The sequence below is a fragment of the Holtiella tumoricola genome (assembly GCF_027857615.1).
Classification (GTDB): domain Bacteria; phylum Bacillota; class Clostridia; order Lachnospirales; family Cellulosilyticaceae; genus Holtiella; species Holtiella tumoricola.
In genome coordinates this window covers 168,121-185,974 of the sequence record NZ_JAQIFT010000016.1, presented here as the reverse complement: position 1 = coordinate 185,974, position 17,854 = coordinate 168,121, and the positions used below count along the sequence as shown (strand labels likewise).

General features: G+C 34.0%; 15 protein-coding genes. 12 read left to right on the top strand and 3 right to left on the bottom strand.

The features are described 5' to 3' along the window. Window positions 1-62 precede the first annotated feature (62 nt). Window positions 63-497, top strand: a complete 435-nt coding sequence (locus PBV87_RS04450) for a protease inhibitor I42 family protein (RefSeq protein WP_053984304.1) — start codon at window positions 63-65, stop codon at window positions 495-497. Here the strand turns inward: PBV87_RS04450 and PBV87_RS04445 are convergent, their stop codons facing one another. Beyond that, a complete protein-coding gene (locus tag PBV87_RS04445) occupies window positions 498-1,688 on the bottom strand; it encodes a cation diffusion facilitator family transporter (RefSeq protein ID WP_271011283.1) in 1,191 nt (396 codons plus the stop codon). 120 nt (window positions 1,689-1,808) lie between these two features. On the opposite strand from PBV87_RS04445, the gene PBV87_RS04440 reads away from it, so the two are divergent. Both PBV87_RS04440 and PBV87_RS04435 read left to right on the top strand, forming a co-directional pair. After that, on the top strand, window positions 1,809-2,636 hold the full coding sequence (locus tag PBV87_RS04440) for an HAD family hydrolase (protein ID WP_271011282.1): 828 nt from the start codon (window positions 1,809-1,811) through the stop codon (window positions 2,634-2,636). A 53-nt stretch (window positions 2,637-2,689) separates the two neighbouring features. Further along, window positions 2,690-3,541 (top strand): hemolysin family protein, encoded by an 852-nt coding sequence (locus PBV87_RS04435; RefSeq protein ID WP_053984301.1) that lies wholly within the window; start codon window positions 2,690-2,692, stop codon window positions 3,539-3,541. Between the two features lie 49 nt (window positions 3,542-3,590). Here the strand turns inward: PBV87_RS04435 and PBV87_RS04430 are convergent, their stop codons facing one another. After that, entirely contained in the window at window positions 3,591-4,112 is a 522-nt protein-coding gene (locus PBV87_RS04430) for a QueT transporter family protein (protein ID WP_053984300.1), read from the bottom strand. Between the two features lie 188 nt (window positions 4,113-4,300). Between PBV87_RS04430 and PBV87_RS04425 the strand changes: the two genes are divergently transcribed. From PBV87_RS04425 to PBV87_RS04400, 6 genes are all read left to right on the top strand, one after another. Continuing rightward, window positions 4,301-5,029, top strand: a complete 729-nt coding sequence (locus tag PBV87_RS04425) for a class I SAM-dependent methyltransferase (RefSeq protein ID WP_053984299.1) — start codon at window positions 4,301-4,303, stop codon at window positions 5,027-5,029. A 74-nt stretch (window positions 5,030-5,103) separates the two neighbouring features. Further along, window positions 5,104-6,696 carry an ABC-F family ATP-binding cassette domain-containing protein gene (locus PBV87_RS04420; protein ID WP_053984298.1) on the top strand — a complete coding sequence of 531 codons (1,593 nt, stop codon included), beginning with the start codon at window positions 5,104-5,106 and terminating at the stop codon, window positions 6,694-6,696. A 264-nt stretch (window positions 6,697-6,960) separates the two neighbouring features. Then, window positions 6,961-8,229 carry an L-cysteine desulfidase family protein gene (locus PBV87_RS04415; protein ID WP_271011281.1) on the top strand — a complete coding sequence of 423 codons (1,269 nt, stop codon included), beginning with the start codon at window positions 6,961-6,963 and terminating at the stop codon, window positions 8,227-8,229. Window positions 8,230-8,298: 69 nt separating this feature from the next. Continuing rightward, window positions 8,299-9,711, top strand: coding sequence for a cation:dicarboxylate symporter family transporter (locus PBV87_RS04410; protein WP_053984296.1), 1,413 nt, complete (start codon window positions 8,299-8,301; stop codon window positions 9,709-9,711). Between the two features lie 36 nt (window positions 9,712-9,747). Further along, the gene (locus PBV87_RS04405) at window positions 9,748-11,088 is read left to right on the top strand and encodes a CoA-disulfide reductase (RefSeq protein ID WP_271011280.1); all 1,341 of its coding nucleotides are present in this window, start codon (window positions 9,748-9,750) and stop codon (window positions 11,086-11,088) included. Window positions 11,089-11,183: 95 nt separating this feature from the next. Continuing rightward, window positions 11,184-11,615, top strand: a complete 432-nt coding sequence (locus PBV87_RS04400; protein WP_053984294.1) for a GNAT family N-acetyltransferase — start codon at window positions 11,184-11,186, stop codon at window positions 11,613-11,615. 11 nt (window positions 11,616-11,626) lie between these two features. Here PBV87_RS04400 and PBV87_RS04395 read toward each other — a convergent pair whose 3' ends face one another. Beyond that, window positions 11,627-12,493: an AraC family transcriptional regulator gene (locus PBV87_RS04395; protein ID WP_271011279.1), complete on the bottom strand. Its 867-nt coding sequence runs from the start codon at window positions 12,491-12,493 to the stop codon at window positions 11,627-11,629. 126 nt (window positions 12,494-12,619) lie between these two features. On the opposite strand from PBV87_RS04395, the gene PBV87_RS04390 reads away from it, so the two are divergent. The 3 genes from PBV87_RS04390 to clpB all read left to right on the top strand — a co-directional run bounded on the left by PBV87_RS04390 (window position 12,620) and on the right by clpB (window position 17,607). After that, the gene (locus PBV87_RS04390; protein WP_082238730.1) at window positions 12,620-14,023 is read left to right on the top strand and encodes a sulfatase family protein; all 1,404 of its coding nucleotides are present in this window, start codon (window positions 12,620-12,622) and stop codon (window positions 14,021-14,023) included. A gap of 282 nt (window positions 14,024-14,305) precedes the next feature. Continuing rightward, on the top strand, window positions 14,306-14,953 hold the full coding sequence (locus PBV87_RS04385; protein ID WP_053984292.1) for a hypothetical protein: 648 nt from the start codon (window positions 14,306-14,308) through the stop codon (window positions 14,951-14,953). Between the two features lie 50 nt (window positions 14,954-15,003). Then, window positions 15,004-17,607 (top strand): ATP-dependent chaperone ClpB, encoded by a 2,604-nt coding sequence (clpB, locus tag PBV87_RS04380; protein ID WP_053984291.1) that lies wholly within the window; start codon window positions 15,004-15,006, stop codon window positions 17,605-17,607. Window positions 17,608-17,854: the final 247 nt, after the last annotated feature.

The following is a 17,854-nucleotide window of genomic DNA, read 5'->3' as shown; positions in this document are numbered from 1 at the left end:
GTAAAATAAGAATAGGATATTAGTGGTAATATGTTTTATGTCTAGCTAGGAGGTTACTGATAATGAATACTCAAGTACAGACAGCAATTGTGGCATGGACACTACTTTCTATTCTTAATCAATCAGAGGAGCAAACTGGACTCTTCAGGCATACAGGAGATAAAATTGAAGAAGTGAAATATCAACTTCTACCTGGATATAATCAGGCGACAGTAGGACAGAATATGAAAATTGAACTAGACGAGCAGGTAGATGGAAGATTTAAATGGCAATTGAATATACCTCAAGGTATGAAGATAACCGAAGAGGTAGTTAATGATCATAATAAACATGTATGGCTTATTCAAGCTACTCGTGCAGGTAGATATAAGATTATGGCAGACTATGTTGATAAAAAACGTATGTCTCGCATAAGGAAACGTATCCTTTTTGAGGTAGAAGTCTTACCTTGTGCTTGTGGCTCTTATCCAGATAAAAAACAAAACACCACAAAGTAATTACTTTGTGGTGTTTATTGTAGTAGAGAGATAGCTTCGATCAACGGTAATTACACAGTGGAAGCTCTCATCATAGTTTTTAACAGCTTGATTGACTAAATAAGCAAGTTCTTTATCAGATGAAACAAAGTTATGAGGAACTGCTATATCAAAGATAAGATTAGTATGTGTCACACCTTGGACAGCTCTAAAATCATGAATAGATAGTAGAGGATCAATCTCGTGAATACAATTAATGACTAATGAATGAAGTGTATTTGTAAGTTCATCGTCTTGAATGATTGGATCTAAGTGAATAACTAAATGAATACCAAGTTCAAGTGCAAAGTCGCGTTCAATGGTATCGATGAGATCATGGCTTACAAGAATGTTTTCTGTAGCAGAAACTTCTGCATGAACAGAAGCAAAACAACGATTTGGACCATAGTTATGAACCATAAGATCGTGAATGCCAAGTACACCTTCATAGCTTAAAAGCTTGTTTTGAATTTCATCTACAAGTTCTAAAGTAGGTGCTTCTCCTAAGAGAGGGCTTACTGTTTCACGAATGACATTGATACCGGAATAAATGATGAAACCTGCCACAACAACGCCGATATAGCCATCTAGATTCCATGAGGTAAAGAAGTAAATAATTACAGAAATTAAGACACCACTTGTGGCAATAACATCGTTGAGACTATCGGTAGCAGTAGCTTTTAATGTAGATGAATTAATTCGATTACCAAGGTTGCGGTTAAAAAAACTCATCCATAGCTTCATTAATATAGAAAGAATAAGAACAATAATCGTTACAAGAGATACACTCATAGGTTCTGGTGTGAAGATTTTGTTGATTGAAGATAAACCAAGTTGAATACCTAAAAAGATAATAATAAAGGAGACAACAAGTCCAGCTATATATTCCACTCTTGCATGTCCAAAAGGGTGGTCTTCGTCAGCTGGTTTGGCAGAAATTTTGAAACCTACAAGGGTTACAATGGATGAAGCTGCATCTGATAAGTTGTTAACCGCATCAGCCATAATGGAAACACTGGCAGAAATAAGCCCGATAAGCAATTTGCTTAAAAAGAGGACAAGGTTACAGCAGATACCAACCCAGCTCCCTAATAGACCATATCTTTCGCGTACAAAGGGATTTTTAATATCTTCAGGATTTTTTACAAATAATCGTATAAGAAAAGTTGTCATATAGGCCTCCCACATATATAATGGTAACAGTTTAACATGTATCATTATTGTATGCAAATACCAGTCATTATATGGATGAAATCTGTTATAATGAAGTAAGACAACATTTGAGGAGGCATTATGCAAGCAAAAACATTATGGATTTCAGATTTAGATGGAACACTTTTAAATAGAGACAAACAAATAACTTCTTATACAAAAGAAGTCATTAATAAAGCAGTAGAAGAAGGATTACAATTTAGCGTTGCAACAGCACGTACACCTGCTACAGTTGTCACATTATTAGAAGGTCTTAGTCTTAGTGCACCAGTGGTAGTTATGAATGGTGCGGCTATATATAATATAAATAAAGAAACCTACGAAGAAGTCAACTACTTAGGTACAGAAATGGCTAATGTGATTGAAAATGTATTAAAAGAAAATCAGCAATCAGCATTTGTATATTGTATAGAAGATAATCAGCTTATTGCTTACCATGGAGACTTCAATCACCCAGTTGAACAAAGGTTCTATGATGAGAGACAAAATAAGCCACAAAAAATATTTAAGCATGAAACAGTTGCACATAAGGAAAAAGTGTTATACTTTGTTATGATGGGTGATCAAGAAAAAATTCATACAATCTATGAAGCACTAAAAGACTATGATGGACTCAGTCAGGTATATTATGAAGATATCTATGAAAAAGGTGTTTACTATCTAGAGGTCTATAGCCATCTTGTTTCAAAAGCCAATGCAATTAAAACGCTCAAACGTGATTATGGATATGAAGAAATTGTTTGCTTCGGTGATAATTATAATGATATTGAGATGTTTGAACTTGCAGACTATGGTTATGCAGTAGAAAATGCAGTTGAGAAGATAAAAGAGCTAAGCACAGCTATTATCGGCCATCATAATGAATCAGGTGTTGCTAGATTTATTGAAGGAAATTGGCAAAAATATTAAAGTAATGCATATGTATAGAGTATACTATTATTTAAATTAAAGGGGGAATCACTGTGGATGACCAGCCGAGGCCTGGGCATATTTTTAAATGGGTTAGATCATTAACAAGTTCTAAGGGAGGAAGGCTCAAAAAACAAATTTCTGAAGAGGACATCAAAACACTTATTGATGAAGGAAATGAAAAAGGTGTTATCGATGCAACAGCAAAAGAAATGTTATATAGCGTATTTTCATTTGATGATAAAACAGCTATAGAAATTATGACGCCTAGGGCAACCGTATATAGTATTGATTTGAAAAAGGATAATGTAACCATTTTAAATCAAGTTATGGATAAGCACTTTTCGCGTATTCCAGTATATAAAGAAGAACCTCACAATGTAATAGGTATATTACATGCTAAGGAACTTTATGAAGCAGCCCTAAAATGTGGAATAGAAAAGGTTGATATAGAAAGTTTAGTACGACCTGCATATTATGTTCCTGAAACAAAAAGTATTGATACTTTATTTAAAGAGCTTCAATCAACAAAAAATAATATGGCAATGATTCTAGATGAGTATGGAGATTTTCAAGGGATTATTACAATCGAAGATATTGTAAGTCAGATTGTAGGTGACCTATTAGATGAGCATCAAACTCATGAAGAGATTGCTAAAATAGATGAGCATACCTATTTGGTAGATGGACTCGCTCATATTGAAGATGTCAACAAGAAGTTAGGGTTAGAAATTGAATGTGAACACTTTGATACAATAGGTGGATTTGTTGTGCATTTAATAGGATGGATTCCAAAGCAAAGTATCTCAGTTACTTATAAAAATATTACCTTTGAAGTAGCAAAAGTAAAATCTAACCGTGTAGAACAATTAAAAATCTATTTAGCTAATCAATTAGCCATATAGACCATAAAAAAGAGGCGTATGGGATACGCCTCTTGAAAAATAAACTTGCCTATTTGGCAAGTGTTTTTTTATGCATAGATAATAGATGTGGATACTTTTGCATAATAAATACAAAAAGAGGAACACCTACTATTGAAACAACAACAAATTCACCGAAACCTACTTCTAACATGGTAAGTATTAAAGGAAGCTTAAAGAGATAGTTAAGCATCCAGCCAATGATAAGACCATTGAAAAGTGTTGGCCATATAGAAGCGATACAAAGGCCTATCTTACTTCCTTTACTATACCTAGCTGTTAGGCTAATCGCTGTAACACTTATAAACGTAGCAAGTGTTCCAAAGATAATATCCATAATACCATTTGGTCCCAAGAGGTTAGCGATGAAACAACCCAGTGTAAGGCCACCTATGTAAAATGGGTCAAAGAAAGCAAGCAGAACCATAAGTTCAGAAACTCGAAACTGTAGATTACCGTAACTAATAGGAGCAAGTGCCACTGTTAGTACTGCGTAGAGTGCAGCAACGAGAGCGACTGTCACCAGTCTTTTTGTTGAAAAGTTTTTTTGCATTTTTTATTCTCCTTTACCTAGTTTTATTTTAAGACAGGAGGTTTTCGAACTGTCTTAGCATAAACGCCGTTAATAAGTATACGAGGTTTAAAACAAAAAAGCAATTCATATGACTATTAAATTTTTATTTTAAGGGTAAAATAGAAATAAGGATAACAATATTATTTTGGTGAAAGAGGAGAGTTAGTATGTCATTTTATAGTTCAATCGCATCATGTTATGATTATATTTTTCCCGCTTATGGCACACAAATTACATTTTTACAAAAAACTTTAGGACAAGCACCTAAACAGCTACTAGATATAGCTTGTGGTACAGGAAGCTATGCTTTAGCTTTAGCCAAGTTAGGGTACCTAATGACAGCATTAGATGCAGACGCTGGTATGATCGAGAGTGCAAAAGCAAAAGCAGATATAGAAGAGGCAGAACTTGCATTAATTCATTGTAGTATGGAAAATATTAAAGATTGTATAGAAGGGCATTTTGACGGAGCATACTGCATCGGCAATTCTATTGTGCATTTAGAAACAAAAGAAAAGATTAAAGGCTTTTTAAAAGATCTAAATACCATTCTTAAAGCAGATGGGAAATTTGTCGTACAGATCGTAAACTATGATCGCGTCATGCGTCATAATGTAACAGAACTTCCTCCTATTACAAATGAAGAAATAGGAATGCAATTTTTTAGAAGCTATCGCATGAATGAAGATCAAACACAAGTAGCTTTTGATACCAAATTCCATCTAAAAGATAAGGTAGAAGAGCATACAACCATGCTCATACCCCTTTTAAAAGATGAATTAGAGGCAATGTTAGTTGAAGTAGGATATAAGAATATAGAATGTTATGGTGATTTTGAAGGTGTACCTTTTGACGCTGATGCAAGCTATCATTGTATATTCGTAATGAGTAAATGATAAGAAAGTTTACTATTTGCTAGAGAATATGCTATAATGAGCATTGCGATAATAAACGAAAAAAGGAGAATACAATGATTACAGTAACAGATGTAAGCTTACAGTACGGTGGTACCAAGCTTTTCAAAGATGTAAACTTAAAATTCACTCCAGGTAACTGTTATGGAGTAATCGGTGCTAACGGTGCTGGTAAATCTACATTCTTAAAGATTCTATCAGGTGAGATTGATAGTTCAACAGGTGAAATTAGTATTCCTTCTAATATAAGAATGTCTGTATTAAAACAAGATCATTACCAATATGATGAATGTCCTGTACTTGAGACAGTTATTAGAGGGAACGCAAGACTCTATGAAATCATGCAAGAAAAAGATGCACTTTATGCAAAAGAAGACTTTACAGATGAAGATGGTGTTAAAGCATCTGAATTAGAAGGTGAATTTGCAGAAATGAATGGTTGGGAAGCTGAATCAGAAGCATCACAACTTCTTCAAGGGTTAGGTGTTGGCATTGACCTTCATTACAGCCTTATGAAAGATCTTCAAGGTGGAGATAAAGTTAAAGTATTACTTGCCCAAGCATTATTTGGTGAGCCAGGAATTCTTTTACTCGATGAGCCTACTAACCATTTAGATATCGACTCTGTAAACTGGTTAGAAGACTTCCTTTTAGACTTCCCAGGTACAGTTATTGTAGTATCTCATGACCGTCACTTCTTAAATACAGTATGTACACATACAGTAGATATTGACTATGGTAAGATTAAAATGTACGTAGGTAACTACGACTTCTGGTATGAATCAAGTCAAATGGTTCAAGCCCTTATGAAAGCTCAAAATAAGAAAAACGAAGATAAGATTAAAGAACTTCAAAACTTCATCACTCGTTTCTCTGCTAATAAATCTAAATCTAAACAAGCAACATCACGTAGAAAAATGCTTGATAAGATTTCAATTGATGAGATGCCAGCATCTTCAAGACGTTATCCATTCGTAGCATTTAACCAAGATCGTGAAGTTGGTAACGAAATTCTTTACGTAGAAAACTTATCAAAAACAATTGATGGTGAAAAAGTATTAGAAAATGTTACATTCCGTGTAAATAAAGAAGATAAAATTGCTATTTTAGGGGAAAATGAAATTGCTGTAACAACACTTTTCAAAATCCTTGCTGGGGAAATGGAACCAGATTCAGGAACTGTTAAATGGGGTGTTACAACATCTACATCTTACTTCCCTAAAGACAATAGTGAATACTTCAATGATTGTGATTTAGATCTTATTAACTGGTTACGTCAATACTCTGAAAATGAAAAAACAGAAAGTTACCTTCGTGGTTTCTTAGGTCGTATGCTCTTTGCTGGTGAAGATGCTCTTAAATCAGCAAAAGTATTATCAGGGGGAGAAAAAGTACGTTGTATGCTTTCACGTATGATGTTAGCAGGTTCTAACGTTCTTCTTCTTGATCAACCAACTAACCACTTAGACCTTGAGTCTATTACAGCTCTTAACAATGGTCTAATCAACTTCAAAGGAAACATTCTCTTTACATCACATGACCACCAATTCATTCAAACAATTTCAAATCGTATTATTGAAATTAAAGAAGATGGTGTAATTGATCGTATGATGACATACGATGAATATCTAGAGCAAAAAAATAAATAATTTTTTAGACAGTCTATTTCTCTTTTAATCTAGAAAAATAGACTGTTTTTTTGTACTTTGTCATATGGTAAGATAAAATAAAAGTATTAAAAATGAGTTATGGAGCATGACTATACTATACATAGAAAACGTATTGACATAATGTGTATTTAAAGTATACAATTTATAAGTAATAATAAAAATCAATTAAGGTTAATAATCACTTTTAAATTGCTGTCAATGCTTATAAATTTAAAACTAGAAAAGGGCACGAGGAGAAAGAATATGAAGAGAGAGTACTTAGAAATTTTAAAAGAAGAGCTAGTTGTAGCTATTGGATGTACAGAACCTATTGCTGTGGTATATGCTGCTGCAAAAGCAAGTGAAGTATTAGGAGCATACCCTGAAAAAGTTATTATTAAATGTAGTGGTAATTTTATAAAGAATGCTAAAAGTGTAGAGATTCCTAATGGTGATGGTCTAAAAGGTATTCTTGCATGTGTAGCTTTAGGACTTGTTGTTAAGGGAAGCGACAAAGAGCTTGAGATACTTCAAGAAGTAACAAAGGAACAATTAGAAGAGGCAAAAGCACTTCTAGAAAAAAATATTATTACATTAGAGAAATTAGAGACATCTGAAAAACTTCATATTATAGTTGAGTGCATAAAAGGTAAAGAACACATTATAGTAGAGCTTAAACGTACACATAATAATATTAGTAAGGTTACTAAAAACAATGAAGTCATCTATGAAGAAAATTTACAAGATGATACACTAAAAGGCTATAGTGTTGACCGTTCAATGATGAGTGTTGAAGGAATTTGCAAATTTGTTAAAGAGATTGATGTAAATGAACTTAAATGTTTGTTTGAACAGGTACTTGCCCATAATACAGAAATTGCAAAGACAGGATTAGAAAAACAGTATGGAAATGAAGTAGCAAGAACAATTGCTAAGTACTATGGAGAAGAAAATATTTATCTAAAATTAAAAGCAATGGGATCAGCTGGATCAGATGCAAGAATGGGAGGTTGCCCATATCCTGTAGTAACTGTTGTAGGAAGTGGAAATCAAGGGATGACTTGTTCATTGCCTATCATTGAGTATGCAAAATATAAAAATGCATCAGAGGAAGAACGTTATCGTGCCCTTGCTATGGGACTGCTTATGAGTATTCATCAAAAGACTGGTATTGGTAGACTTTCAGCATATTGCGGTGCAGTAAGTGCTGCATGTGGTGCTGCATGCGGTATGAGTTATTTAGAAAGAGGCGCAGATGTAAAGGTTATTAGTGATACAGTGACAAATGCTTTATCTATTGCATCAGGTATGGTATGTGATGGAGCAAAACCTTCATGTGCAGCTAAGATTGCAACAAGCTTAGATGCTGCGATTTTAGGTCATTTAATGGCATTAGAGGGGAATGTATTTGAGGTAGGGACAGGTCTTGTCAAAGATGATGTTGAAAAAACAATTGCTGCAGTAGGTACCCTTGCTCGTGAAGGTATGCAAAAAACAGATGAAGTTATACTAGATATTATGCTAGAGAGCTGATTTTGAGTAAAATTTAATAATATACTTAGAATCAACTTAAAATATAAAGGACATTAAAGGAGAGACAACATGAATAGTGTATTTTTTAAAGAATTTTTGATGCTAAGTGATTTCAAAACACTTCTTTGTATTGGTTTGCTTGTGGTACTATTTGTAGTAATGAATAGGCTACAAAAGAAAAAAGTAAATTTCTCAAAGAGGATGATCGTTGGTACGGTCCTTGGATTAGTTCTAGGTCTTGTTATCCAAGCTATTTCAGGATTTTCAGATAATCCTATGGATATTACCTTTGTAGCTGAAACAACGAAGTGGTATAGCCTAATTGGTAATGGTTTTATTGATTTAATTCGTATGTTAGTTATTCCATTAGTAATGGTATCTATCGTTCATGTTATTATTAATATGAAAGAAGGTGCCAATATTGGTCAATTGACTAAGAACTCTATTATTGTAACAATGACAATGGTTGTTATTGCAGTAATAGTAGGGCTTGGGGTAGGTATGTTATTCAATGTAGGTAGTGGTATGGCTATTGCCGGAGGAAGTGCTGAGATTAAAGAGGTCAATAATGTAGTAGATACATTAAGAGGCTTACTTCCAGCAAATCCTGTAAAGGCGATGGTAGATGTTAATATTATTGCACTTGTAATTTTCTCAGTATTCTTTGGAATGGGTGCAAAAAGAATGTCTAAGAAGTACTATGATACGGTTAAACCATTCTTTGATTTAACTAATGCACTTCATAAAATTATTATGAGTGTTGCAATGACAATTATTAAATATATGCCTTATGCAGTTATTGCATTACTTGCTAATACTATTGCACAAAGAGGTCTTACAAGTATTTTAGAAGTAGGTATTTTCATTGTTGCTTTATATGTGGCGGTAGCAATTATGTTTGTAATTCAGCTTATTGCTCTTGCAATTTTTGGTGTCAATCCAATTATTTATATTAAAAAAGCACTCCCTGTTATGATTTTAGCATTTACTTCTAGATCAAGTGTAGGTTGTTTACCACTTACAATAGAAACATTGACAGAGAAGTTAGGTGTTAATGATGGAACAGCAAGTTTTGTAGCTGGATTTGGTACTACAGCAGGTATGCAAGGATGTGCAGGGGTATTCCCAGCATTACTACTTATTTTCGTAGCAAATGTAAATGGTATGCCAATTGATGTAACATTTATTGCAATGTCTATTATAGTAGTGGCATTAGGATCTCTTGGAATTGCAGGTATTCCGGGGACGGCTACAATGGCTGCTTCAGTTGCACTTTCAGGTGTAGGACTTGCATCATCATTCCCAGTAGTAAGCCCTGTTCTTGCTATTGACCCAATTGTAGATATGGGTAGAACATTATTAAATGTAACAGGTTCTATGGTGAATGCGATTGTTGTAGATCGTACACTTGGACAAATGAATATGGAACATTTTAAAGATATGAAAGCAGGCGTGACAAAGTCAGGCATGATGGAAGAGTAATAATAGATTATATTGGCTAGAAATGAGGTGCTAGAAATGAAAGTAATCATTATTGGTGGTGTAGCTGCAGGTATGAGTACAGCTACTAAATTAAAAAGAAACTTAGGCGACCAAGTGGATTTAGTGGTTTATGAAAAAGGAGAGGAAGTATCTTTTGGTGCTTGTGGCATTCCTTTTTACATTTCAGATAAAATTAAAAAAGGTGAAGATCTTATTGCCAGAACAGCAGAACAATTTGCTGCAAGTGGTATTCCAGTTAAGATTAATCACGAAGTCTTATCAGTAGATGAAAAAGCAAAAGTTGTTACTGTAAAAGATTTAACAACAGGTGAAACTTTTACAGACTCTTATGATAAGTTAGTAATCGGTAGTGGAGCAGGCGTCAATCGCTTTGTACCATTTGATAACCCATATTCTAATCTTTATGAGATTCGTAATGTGGCAGATGGCATCCATGTTAAAGAGCAACTTCAAAAAGAAGACGTTAAAGATATAGTAGTAGTTGGAGCAGGATTTATTGGACTTGAACTTGTTGAAGCATGTAGAAAGTACAATAAGAACGTGGTGCTAGTAGAACTTGCTGATCGTGTTTTAAGTACAATGGATGAAGAAATTACAGTAGCCCTAACAGAAGAATTAGAACGTAATCAAGTTCAAGTACTTACAGGGTATAAAGCAGAAGCTTTAAGTGCAAAAGATGACGTGATTGAAAGCGTAGTAGTAACAAATGGTACAGATCACTTAACATTAACTGCGGATATGATTATTAATTGTGCTGGTATTAGACCACATACTGCGTTTATAGAATGTGTAGAAAAGGCAGCAAATGGTGCAATTATTGTAAATGAGGATATGGAGACAAGTGTAGCAGATATCTATGCTGCAGGAGACTGCAGTATCATGAAATCAGCTATTACAGGAGCCTTTCTTTATGCACCACTGGGAACTAATGCAAATAAACAGGGGCGTATTATAGCAGATTTATTAGGTGGAAAAGAGAGAAAGCCATTTAAACTTATTGGCAGTTCAGCTATCAAATTATTTGATATAGATGCAGCAAAAGTAGGTATTTCAGAAGTAGAAGCAAAAAGACTTGGCCTTAATTATAAAACAAACTTTATTACTGGTAATAGCTATGCTTCTTACTATGGTACAGAAAAAGTAAGCATTAAGTTAGTATACGATGCAGAGACTAGAAAAATATTAGGTGCTCAAACAGTTGGAAGTGGTGTAGTTGTACCACGTGCAAACTATTATGCGATTGCGATCTACTCAGGTCTTACTGTAGATGAATTTGGATTTATGGATTTATGCTATTCACCACCATTTAGTGGTGTGTGGGATGTGGCACTTATTGCTTCAAATACCGCAAAATAAATTTGTCGATTTTTAAAATATATAGATAATTAAAGAACCTTCTCTTATAATAGGTATAAGAGAAGGTTCTTTTCATACTACAAGGAGGAAGAAAGATGGATGTAATCATTAGGCCTTATGAAGTAAAAGATGCAGTAACGTTAACAAGTTTGATGATAGGAGAGTTTGGGTATAAAGAATCAAATGCACAACAACTTATTATGAGGCTCCGACGTTTTCAAGTTCATCCAGACTATCATACATTGGTAGCTCTAGATCAAAGAGAAGTTATAGGATTTATAGGTATCCATAAAGGAATGTCATATGAGTTTGATGAAGAATATATAAAAATCAATGCACTTGCAGTAAAATCAAGTTATCAAAATAGTGAAGTGGGTAATAAGTTGCTAGAAGATGTAGAAGCTTATGCGAGGAAGAGAAACATACATAGAATTGTTGTAGAAGATGAAGGATTAAAAGATACTTGCCAGTTTTATAAGGATAGAGGATATGAGGTAAAAGGTTGTTCTTTTATTAAAAGAATATAAGTAAAACGCTCCTATAGATTAGGAGCGTTTTGTAAATTAAGTCGATATTCTAAAGGCGAGATAGATGTAAAACGTTTAAAAACAGTAGAGAAGTATTGACTAGAAGAGAAGCTGAGCATATAGCTAATATCTGTGATACTTAATACATCATCTTCTAGAAGTTCTTTAGCCCGCTTTATTTTTTCGCGTAAAATATATTCTCGTGGAGGCATGCCAATATCTTGCCTAAATTTAGTTTTGAAACGCCCTTCAGAGAGATTAGCAATTTGAGCAAGATGCTCTAATGTAATGTTTTCATCTAAATGTTGCTCAATATAAGAAAGGACCTCAGGCATAGAGGTATCCTCATAGGAAATATGAGCTTGATTGGTTTCGGCAATAGTCAAGAGAATATGGTTCAAAAGGGCATGAATACGTGTTTTAATATAAGGAGATGAACTTGTACTATAAGATAGCAGCTCTTCAAATAAGCTAGCAAGTGTAGTACTTACTTTAAAAACACGATTTTCTATTTGTAGTAAGCTATCAAGTAAGTGTTTGCTTTCTAATGGGTCAAAGAGTAACTTACTTATTAGATCTTTATCAATAATAAGATAATAAAAGAGTGATTTATCTTTTGGGTGTTGTCCTGAACTATGCAGTTCATTTGGAAAAGTAATAAACATTTCATCACTTTTAATGGTATAACTTGTTTGGTCAATAGTATAAACTTGTTCTCCACGAACGAAGTAAGTAATTTCAATCCCATTAGGGTGGGTATGTTCTTCGAGTGGTGTATTGGCCATATTGTGGCATACTTTACCTAATTTAAAGTTAAAGAAAGGATCTATAGTTGTATAATCAATAACAGTACGTTTAGATGAAGTACTAGTAGTCATAAGTGTAGCTCCTCGAATTGAAGTAATTTATTTATGATATTGTAACACAGTATAAAATAGAAAGAAACAAAGTTAAGAGTTTGTTATAGTAATCCTATGTAAATTCAATAGGAGGAGAGAAGTAACGTGAAGAATAAACAACCAAATATCCTTTTTATTATGACAGATGACCATGCAGCTCATGCTATGAGTTGTTATGGAAGTAAAGTAAATACAACGCCACAAATGGATAGATTAGCTGATATGGGGGCACGATTTGATAATTGTTTTTGTACAAATTCTATTTGCGCCCCAAGTCGTGCAGTAATCTTATCTGGTAAACATAGCCACTTAAATGGTGTAAAAACATTGGAAGATGGATTTGATGGGCGTCAACAAAATTTACCTAAAATCTTAAAAGCTCATGGCTATCAAACAAGTATTATTGGAAAATGGCATTTAGGCCATGGGGGCAACTATGATCCAACAGGTTTTGATTACTGGAATATTTTCCATGGGCAAGGGGATTATATCAATCCAAAATTATATGATATGGGAGAGCTTAAACAACACATTGGCTATGCAACAGATATTGTAACAGACCTTACAATAGACTGGATTAAAAATAGAGATGAAGAGAAACCATTCTTTATGATGTGTCACCATAAGGCACCTCATCGTCACTGGGTGCCAGATGAAAAACATAAAGATATGTACGAAGATGTAGAGATTCCAGTTCCAGATACTTTTAATGATACATATGAAGGACGTAGTGACGCTGTTAAGTTTAATCTAATGAAGATAGAAGAACTTACTGAATTTGATCTTAAACAACCATTTCCAGAAGGATTAACAGATGCCGAACTTAAACATTGGAAGTATCAACGTTATATGAAAGATTACTTAAAATGTATTGCATCTGTAGATGATAATATTGGTCGTTTACTTGATTTCCTTGAAGCAGAGGGTTTAATTGAAGATACTATAGTTGTTTATACATCTGACCAAGGATTCTTCTTAGGTGACCATGGATGGTTCGACAAACGTTATATGTTAGAAGAATCATTACGTATGCCGTTTTTAATGAGCTATCCAAGAGCAATTAAGCCAGGAACGGTTATTAATGAACTCGTTTCTAATCTAGACTTTGCAGAAACTTTCTTAGACTATGCAGGTATTGAAATACCAGAAGATATGCAAGGGCGTAGTTTTAGAACGATTGCAGAAGGGGAAGTGCCAGAAGATTGGGGTAATACACTCTACTATCGTTATTGGGTATATGAAGGTGAACATGGCGTATCACCACATTATGGTATTCGTACGCTAGATTATAAGCTTATTTGCTATTTAAAAGAAGCAAGAGATTTTAACGGTGTATGCTTAAAGGAAGTAGAAGATAAAGAGTGGCCACAGTGGGAGCTCTTTGATTTAAGAACAGATAGTGAAGAGTTACGCAATGTTTATGATGACCCAGCTTATCAAACAGTTGTAGAAGAACTGAAAGAAAAACTTTATGCATTAAAAGCACAATACCAAGATTATGAAGATTAATGTGCTATAAGTAAGATAAGAATTAAAATATAAAGAGGAGGTATCCAAGGATACCTCCTCTTTATATTTTTAGACATTACTAAATATCTTATCATTACAATGGGGATAAAGAGAAAGAAAGAGAGGATAATAAAGTATGGGTTGATCAAAGAGAAAAGAATGATACCATTTCGTATAAAGATAAGGAAAAATTTACAACAATAATTCGTGTAATTAATTATATAATATCATTGACAAGAAATATAAAAAAGCATACAATAGGATTATAAAAGAGGTGATGAGATGAAAAAGAGCGTTTACAGTATTGTTCTTATGGATGATGTAGTAGAGGCAGTAGATGCCTTAGCTTATCGACTAAATACAAGTCGTTCAAATTTAATCAATCAAATACTTGCAGAAAAAGTTGCACTCATTACCCCAGAGATGCAAATGAAAAACGTGTTTGATCAAGTAGAAAAACTTTTAGATGGATATAGTCATTTTCAGATTCAGCCACAAGCGGCTGACTGCATGATGAGTATTAGAAGTGTATTAAGATATAAATATAATCCAACCATTCGTTATGCCATAACTTTAGATAGAAGTAATAATAAAAGAATCGGTGAACTCAAGATTATTTCTAGGACACAAAGTGATGTACTTCAAAGATATCTTTCTCATTTCTTCGAACTTTGGAGTATGTATGAAAGTCAAGTACAACTCCCAGGATGGAAGATTGACCAAGGGGGGAAATGGACAAGAGAGCTTATACGTCAAGATGAAGGAAGGCATGACGGAGAGGCAGTAGCAAATGCTATAGCAGACTATATCAAAGCCATTGATAAAGGCATTAAGATTTATTTTGAATACAATGATAATCTATCCTATTTAAATAATGAATTAAGTAATCATTATGGACAATATATAAATAGCAGTATCATTAGAGTTTAATATTTATAAAATAACAATCTAGACATTAAGCATATTGAGGAGGTAACAGTATGAATATGCAAAAATTTACTCAAAAATCTTTAGAAGCTTTAAATGATGCACAAAGTGCAGCTATTAGCCATCAAAATAATGCCGTCGATCAAGAACACATTTTATATGCGCTTTTAGATCAAGAAGATGGGCTTATACCAAGTTTATTAACAAAAATGAATATAGAAGTAAGTGCTGTAAAATCAGCTGTTATTTCAGCTATTAACAAAAAGCCTAGCGTCTCTGGACCTGGTCGTGAAGCAGATAAAATCTATGTATCTCAAGACGTAGATAAAATGCTTGTAAAAAGTGAGAAGTTAGCAGATAAGATGCAAGATGAATATATTTCGGTTGAACATATTATGCTTGCACTTATTGAGACTGCTAACTATGAAGTAGGAAACCTTTTACGTGCTTATAATATTAATAAGAAAAACTTCGGTGAAGTGCTTAAACAAGTACGTGGTGCAAGTCGTGTAACCAGCGATATGCCAGAAGGCACTTATGATGTACTTAGCAAATATGGTTATGATTTAGTACAACGTGCACGAGATGGAAAGCTAGATCCTGTTATTGGACGTGACAGTGAAATTCGTAATGTCATTCGTATCCTTTCTCGTAAAACAAAAAACAATCCAGTCCTTATTGGAGAACCAGGAGTTGGTAAAACAGCTATTGCAGAAGGCTTAGCACAGCGTATTCTAAATGGTGACGTACCAGAAAGCCTTAAAGATAAAACAATCTTTTCTCTTGATATGGGTGCACTTATTGCAGGTGCTAAATTTAGGGGAGAGTTTGAAGAAAGGCTTAAAGCAGTATTAGAGGAGATTAAGAAAAGTGAAGGACGTATTATTCTTTTCATTGATGAAATTCATAATATTGTTGGTGCAGGGAAAACAGAAGGATCTATGGATGCAGGCAACTTATTAAAACCAATGCTTGCACGTGGTGAGCTTCACTGTATTGGTGCAACAACACTTAATGAACATCGTCAATATATTGAGAAGGATGCAGCGCTTGAACGTCGTTTCCAACCTGTTACGGTGAGTGAACCTACAGTAGAAGATACCATTGCTATTTTACGTGGACTTAAAGAACGTTATGAGATTTATCATGGTGTGCAAATTCAAGATAATGCTCTTATTGCAGCAGCAACTCTTTCAGATCGTTATATCTCAGATCGTTTCTTGCCAGATAAGGCTATTGACTTGGTCGATGAAGCTTGTGCGATGCTCCGTACAGAAATAGATTCTATGCCTACAGAACTTGATGAAATCGCACGTAAAGTGATGCAACTTGAAATTGCAGAAGCAGCACTTAAAAAGGAAGATGACGCTGTTTCAAAAGAGAGCTTAAAAGAAACAAGAAAAGAATTAGCAGAGCTTAAAGATAAATTTAATGCAATGCGTGTTAAATGGGAAAATGAAAAAGAACTCATTACTTCTGTAAGAAATACAAAAGAAGAGATAGAACAAGCAACAGCTATGATGCAAAAGTATGAAAGAGAATATGACTTAAATAAAGTAGCTGAATACAAATATGGTATTATCCCTGGACTAGAAACAAAACTAAAAGAAGCAGAAGCAAAAGTACATGCACTTGGTGAAGCAGGACTTCTTCGTGATAAAGTCAATGAAGAAGAGATTGCTAAGATTATTTCAAGATGGACTAGAATTCCTGTAACAAAGCTTATGGAAGGTGAGCGCCACAAATTACTTCGCTTAGAAGAAATTATTCATAAACGTGTGATTGGGCAAGAAGAAGCAGTATCTAAAGTAAGTGATGCGATTATTCGTGCAAGAGCAGGAATTAAAGACCCACGTAGACCAATAGGTTCATTCCTTTTCTTAGGGCCAACAGGTGTTGGTAAGACAGAGCTTGCCAAAGCTCTAGCAGAATCTTTGTTTGATGATGAGAGTGCAATGATCCGTATTGATATGAGTGAGTATATGGAAAAACATGCAGTGGCAAGGCTTATTGGAGCACCTCCAGGATATGTTGGTTATGAAGAAGGTGGTCAGCTTACAGAGGCTGTAAGACGTAAACCTTATGCTGTTATCCTATTTGATGAAGTGGAAAAAGCGCATCCAGATGTATTCAATGTACTTTTACAAGTGTTAGATGATGGACGTATTACAGATTCAAAAGGACGTACAGTAGACTTTAAAAATACAATTATCATCTTAACTTCTAATATTGGTTCTGATCTTATATTAGAAGGAATTACTGAAACAGGTGAGATTACACAAGAAGTAGAAGAAGGCGTTAATAACCGTTTGAAGATGCATTTTAGACCAGAATTCTTAAATCGTCTTGATGATATAGTTATTTATAAACCACTTATGAAAGAACAAATTATAGAGATTGTAGACTTACTTGTAAAAGACTTAAATAAACGTCTTTCAGATAGACAACTAAGTGTTCGCCTAACTCATGAAGCAGCAGCATATATTGCAGATCAAGGATTTGATCCAGTGTTTGGAGCAAGACCACTTAAACGTTTCTTACAACGTAAAGTGGAAACGTTGATTGGACGTATGCTTATTGCTAATGACGTAGAACCATTCTCTACATTTTTAGTAGATTATAAGGATGGAGAACTTCAAATACAAATAGAAGCCTAATGTAAATAGAGAACTTTACACAAAGCACCCATACTATAACAATGATATATGTTATAGTATGGGTGCTTTGTATATAGGAAAATTAAATGTCTAATAGAAATTTAACTGTTTTATAAGTGAAAAAAATAAAGTATAAAACAAACAAGTAAAACAATGTTACAAAAAACTCTTTACAGTGAAACAATGTTGTGTTATTCTTAGTTTATAAAGTAATAAGTTAATATAATTCTAAATGAGTTTTAATATT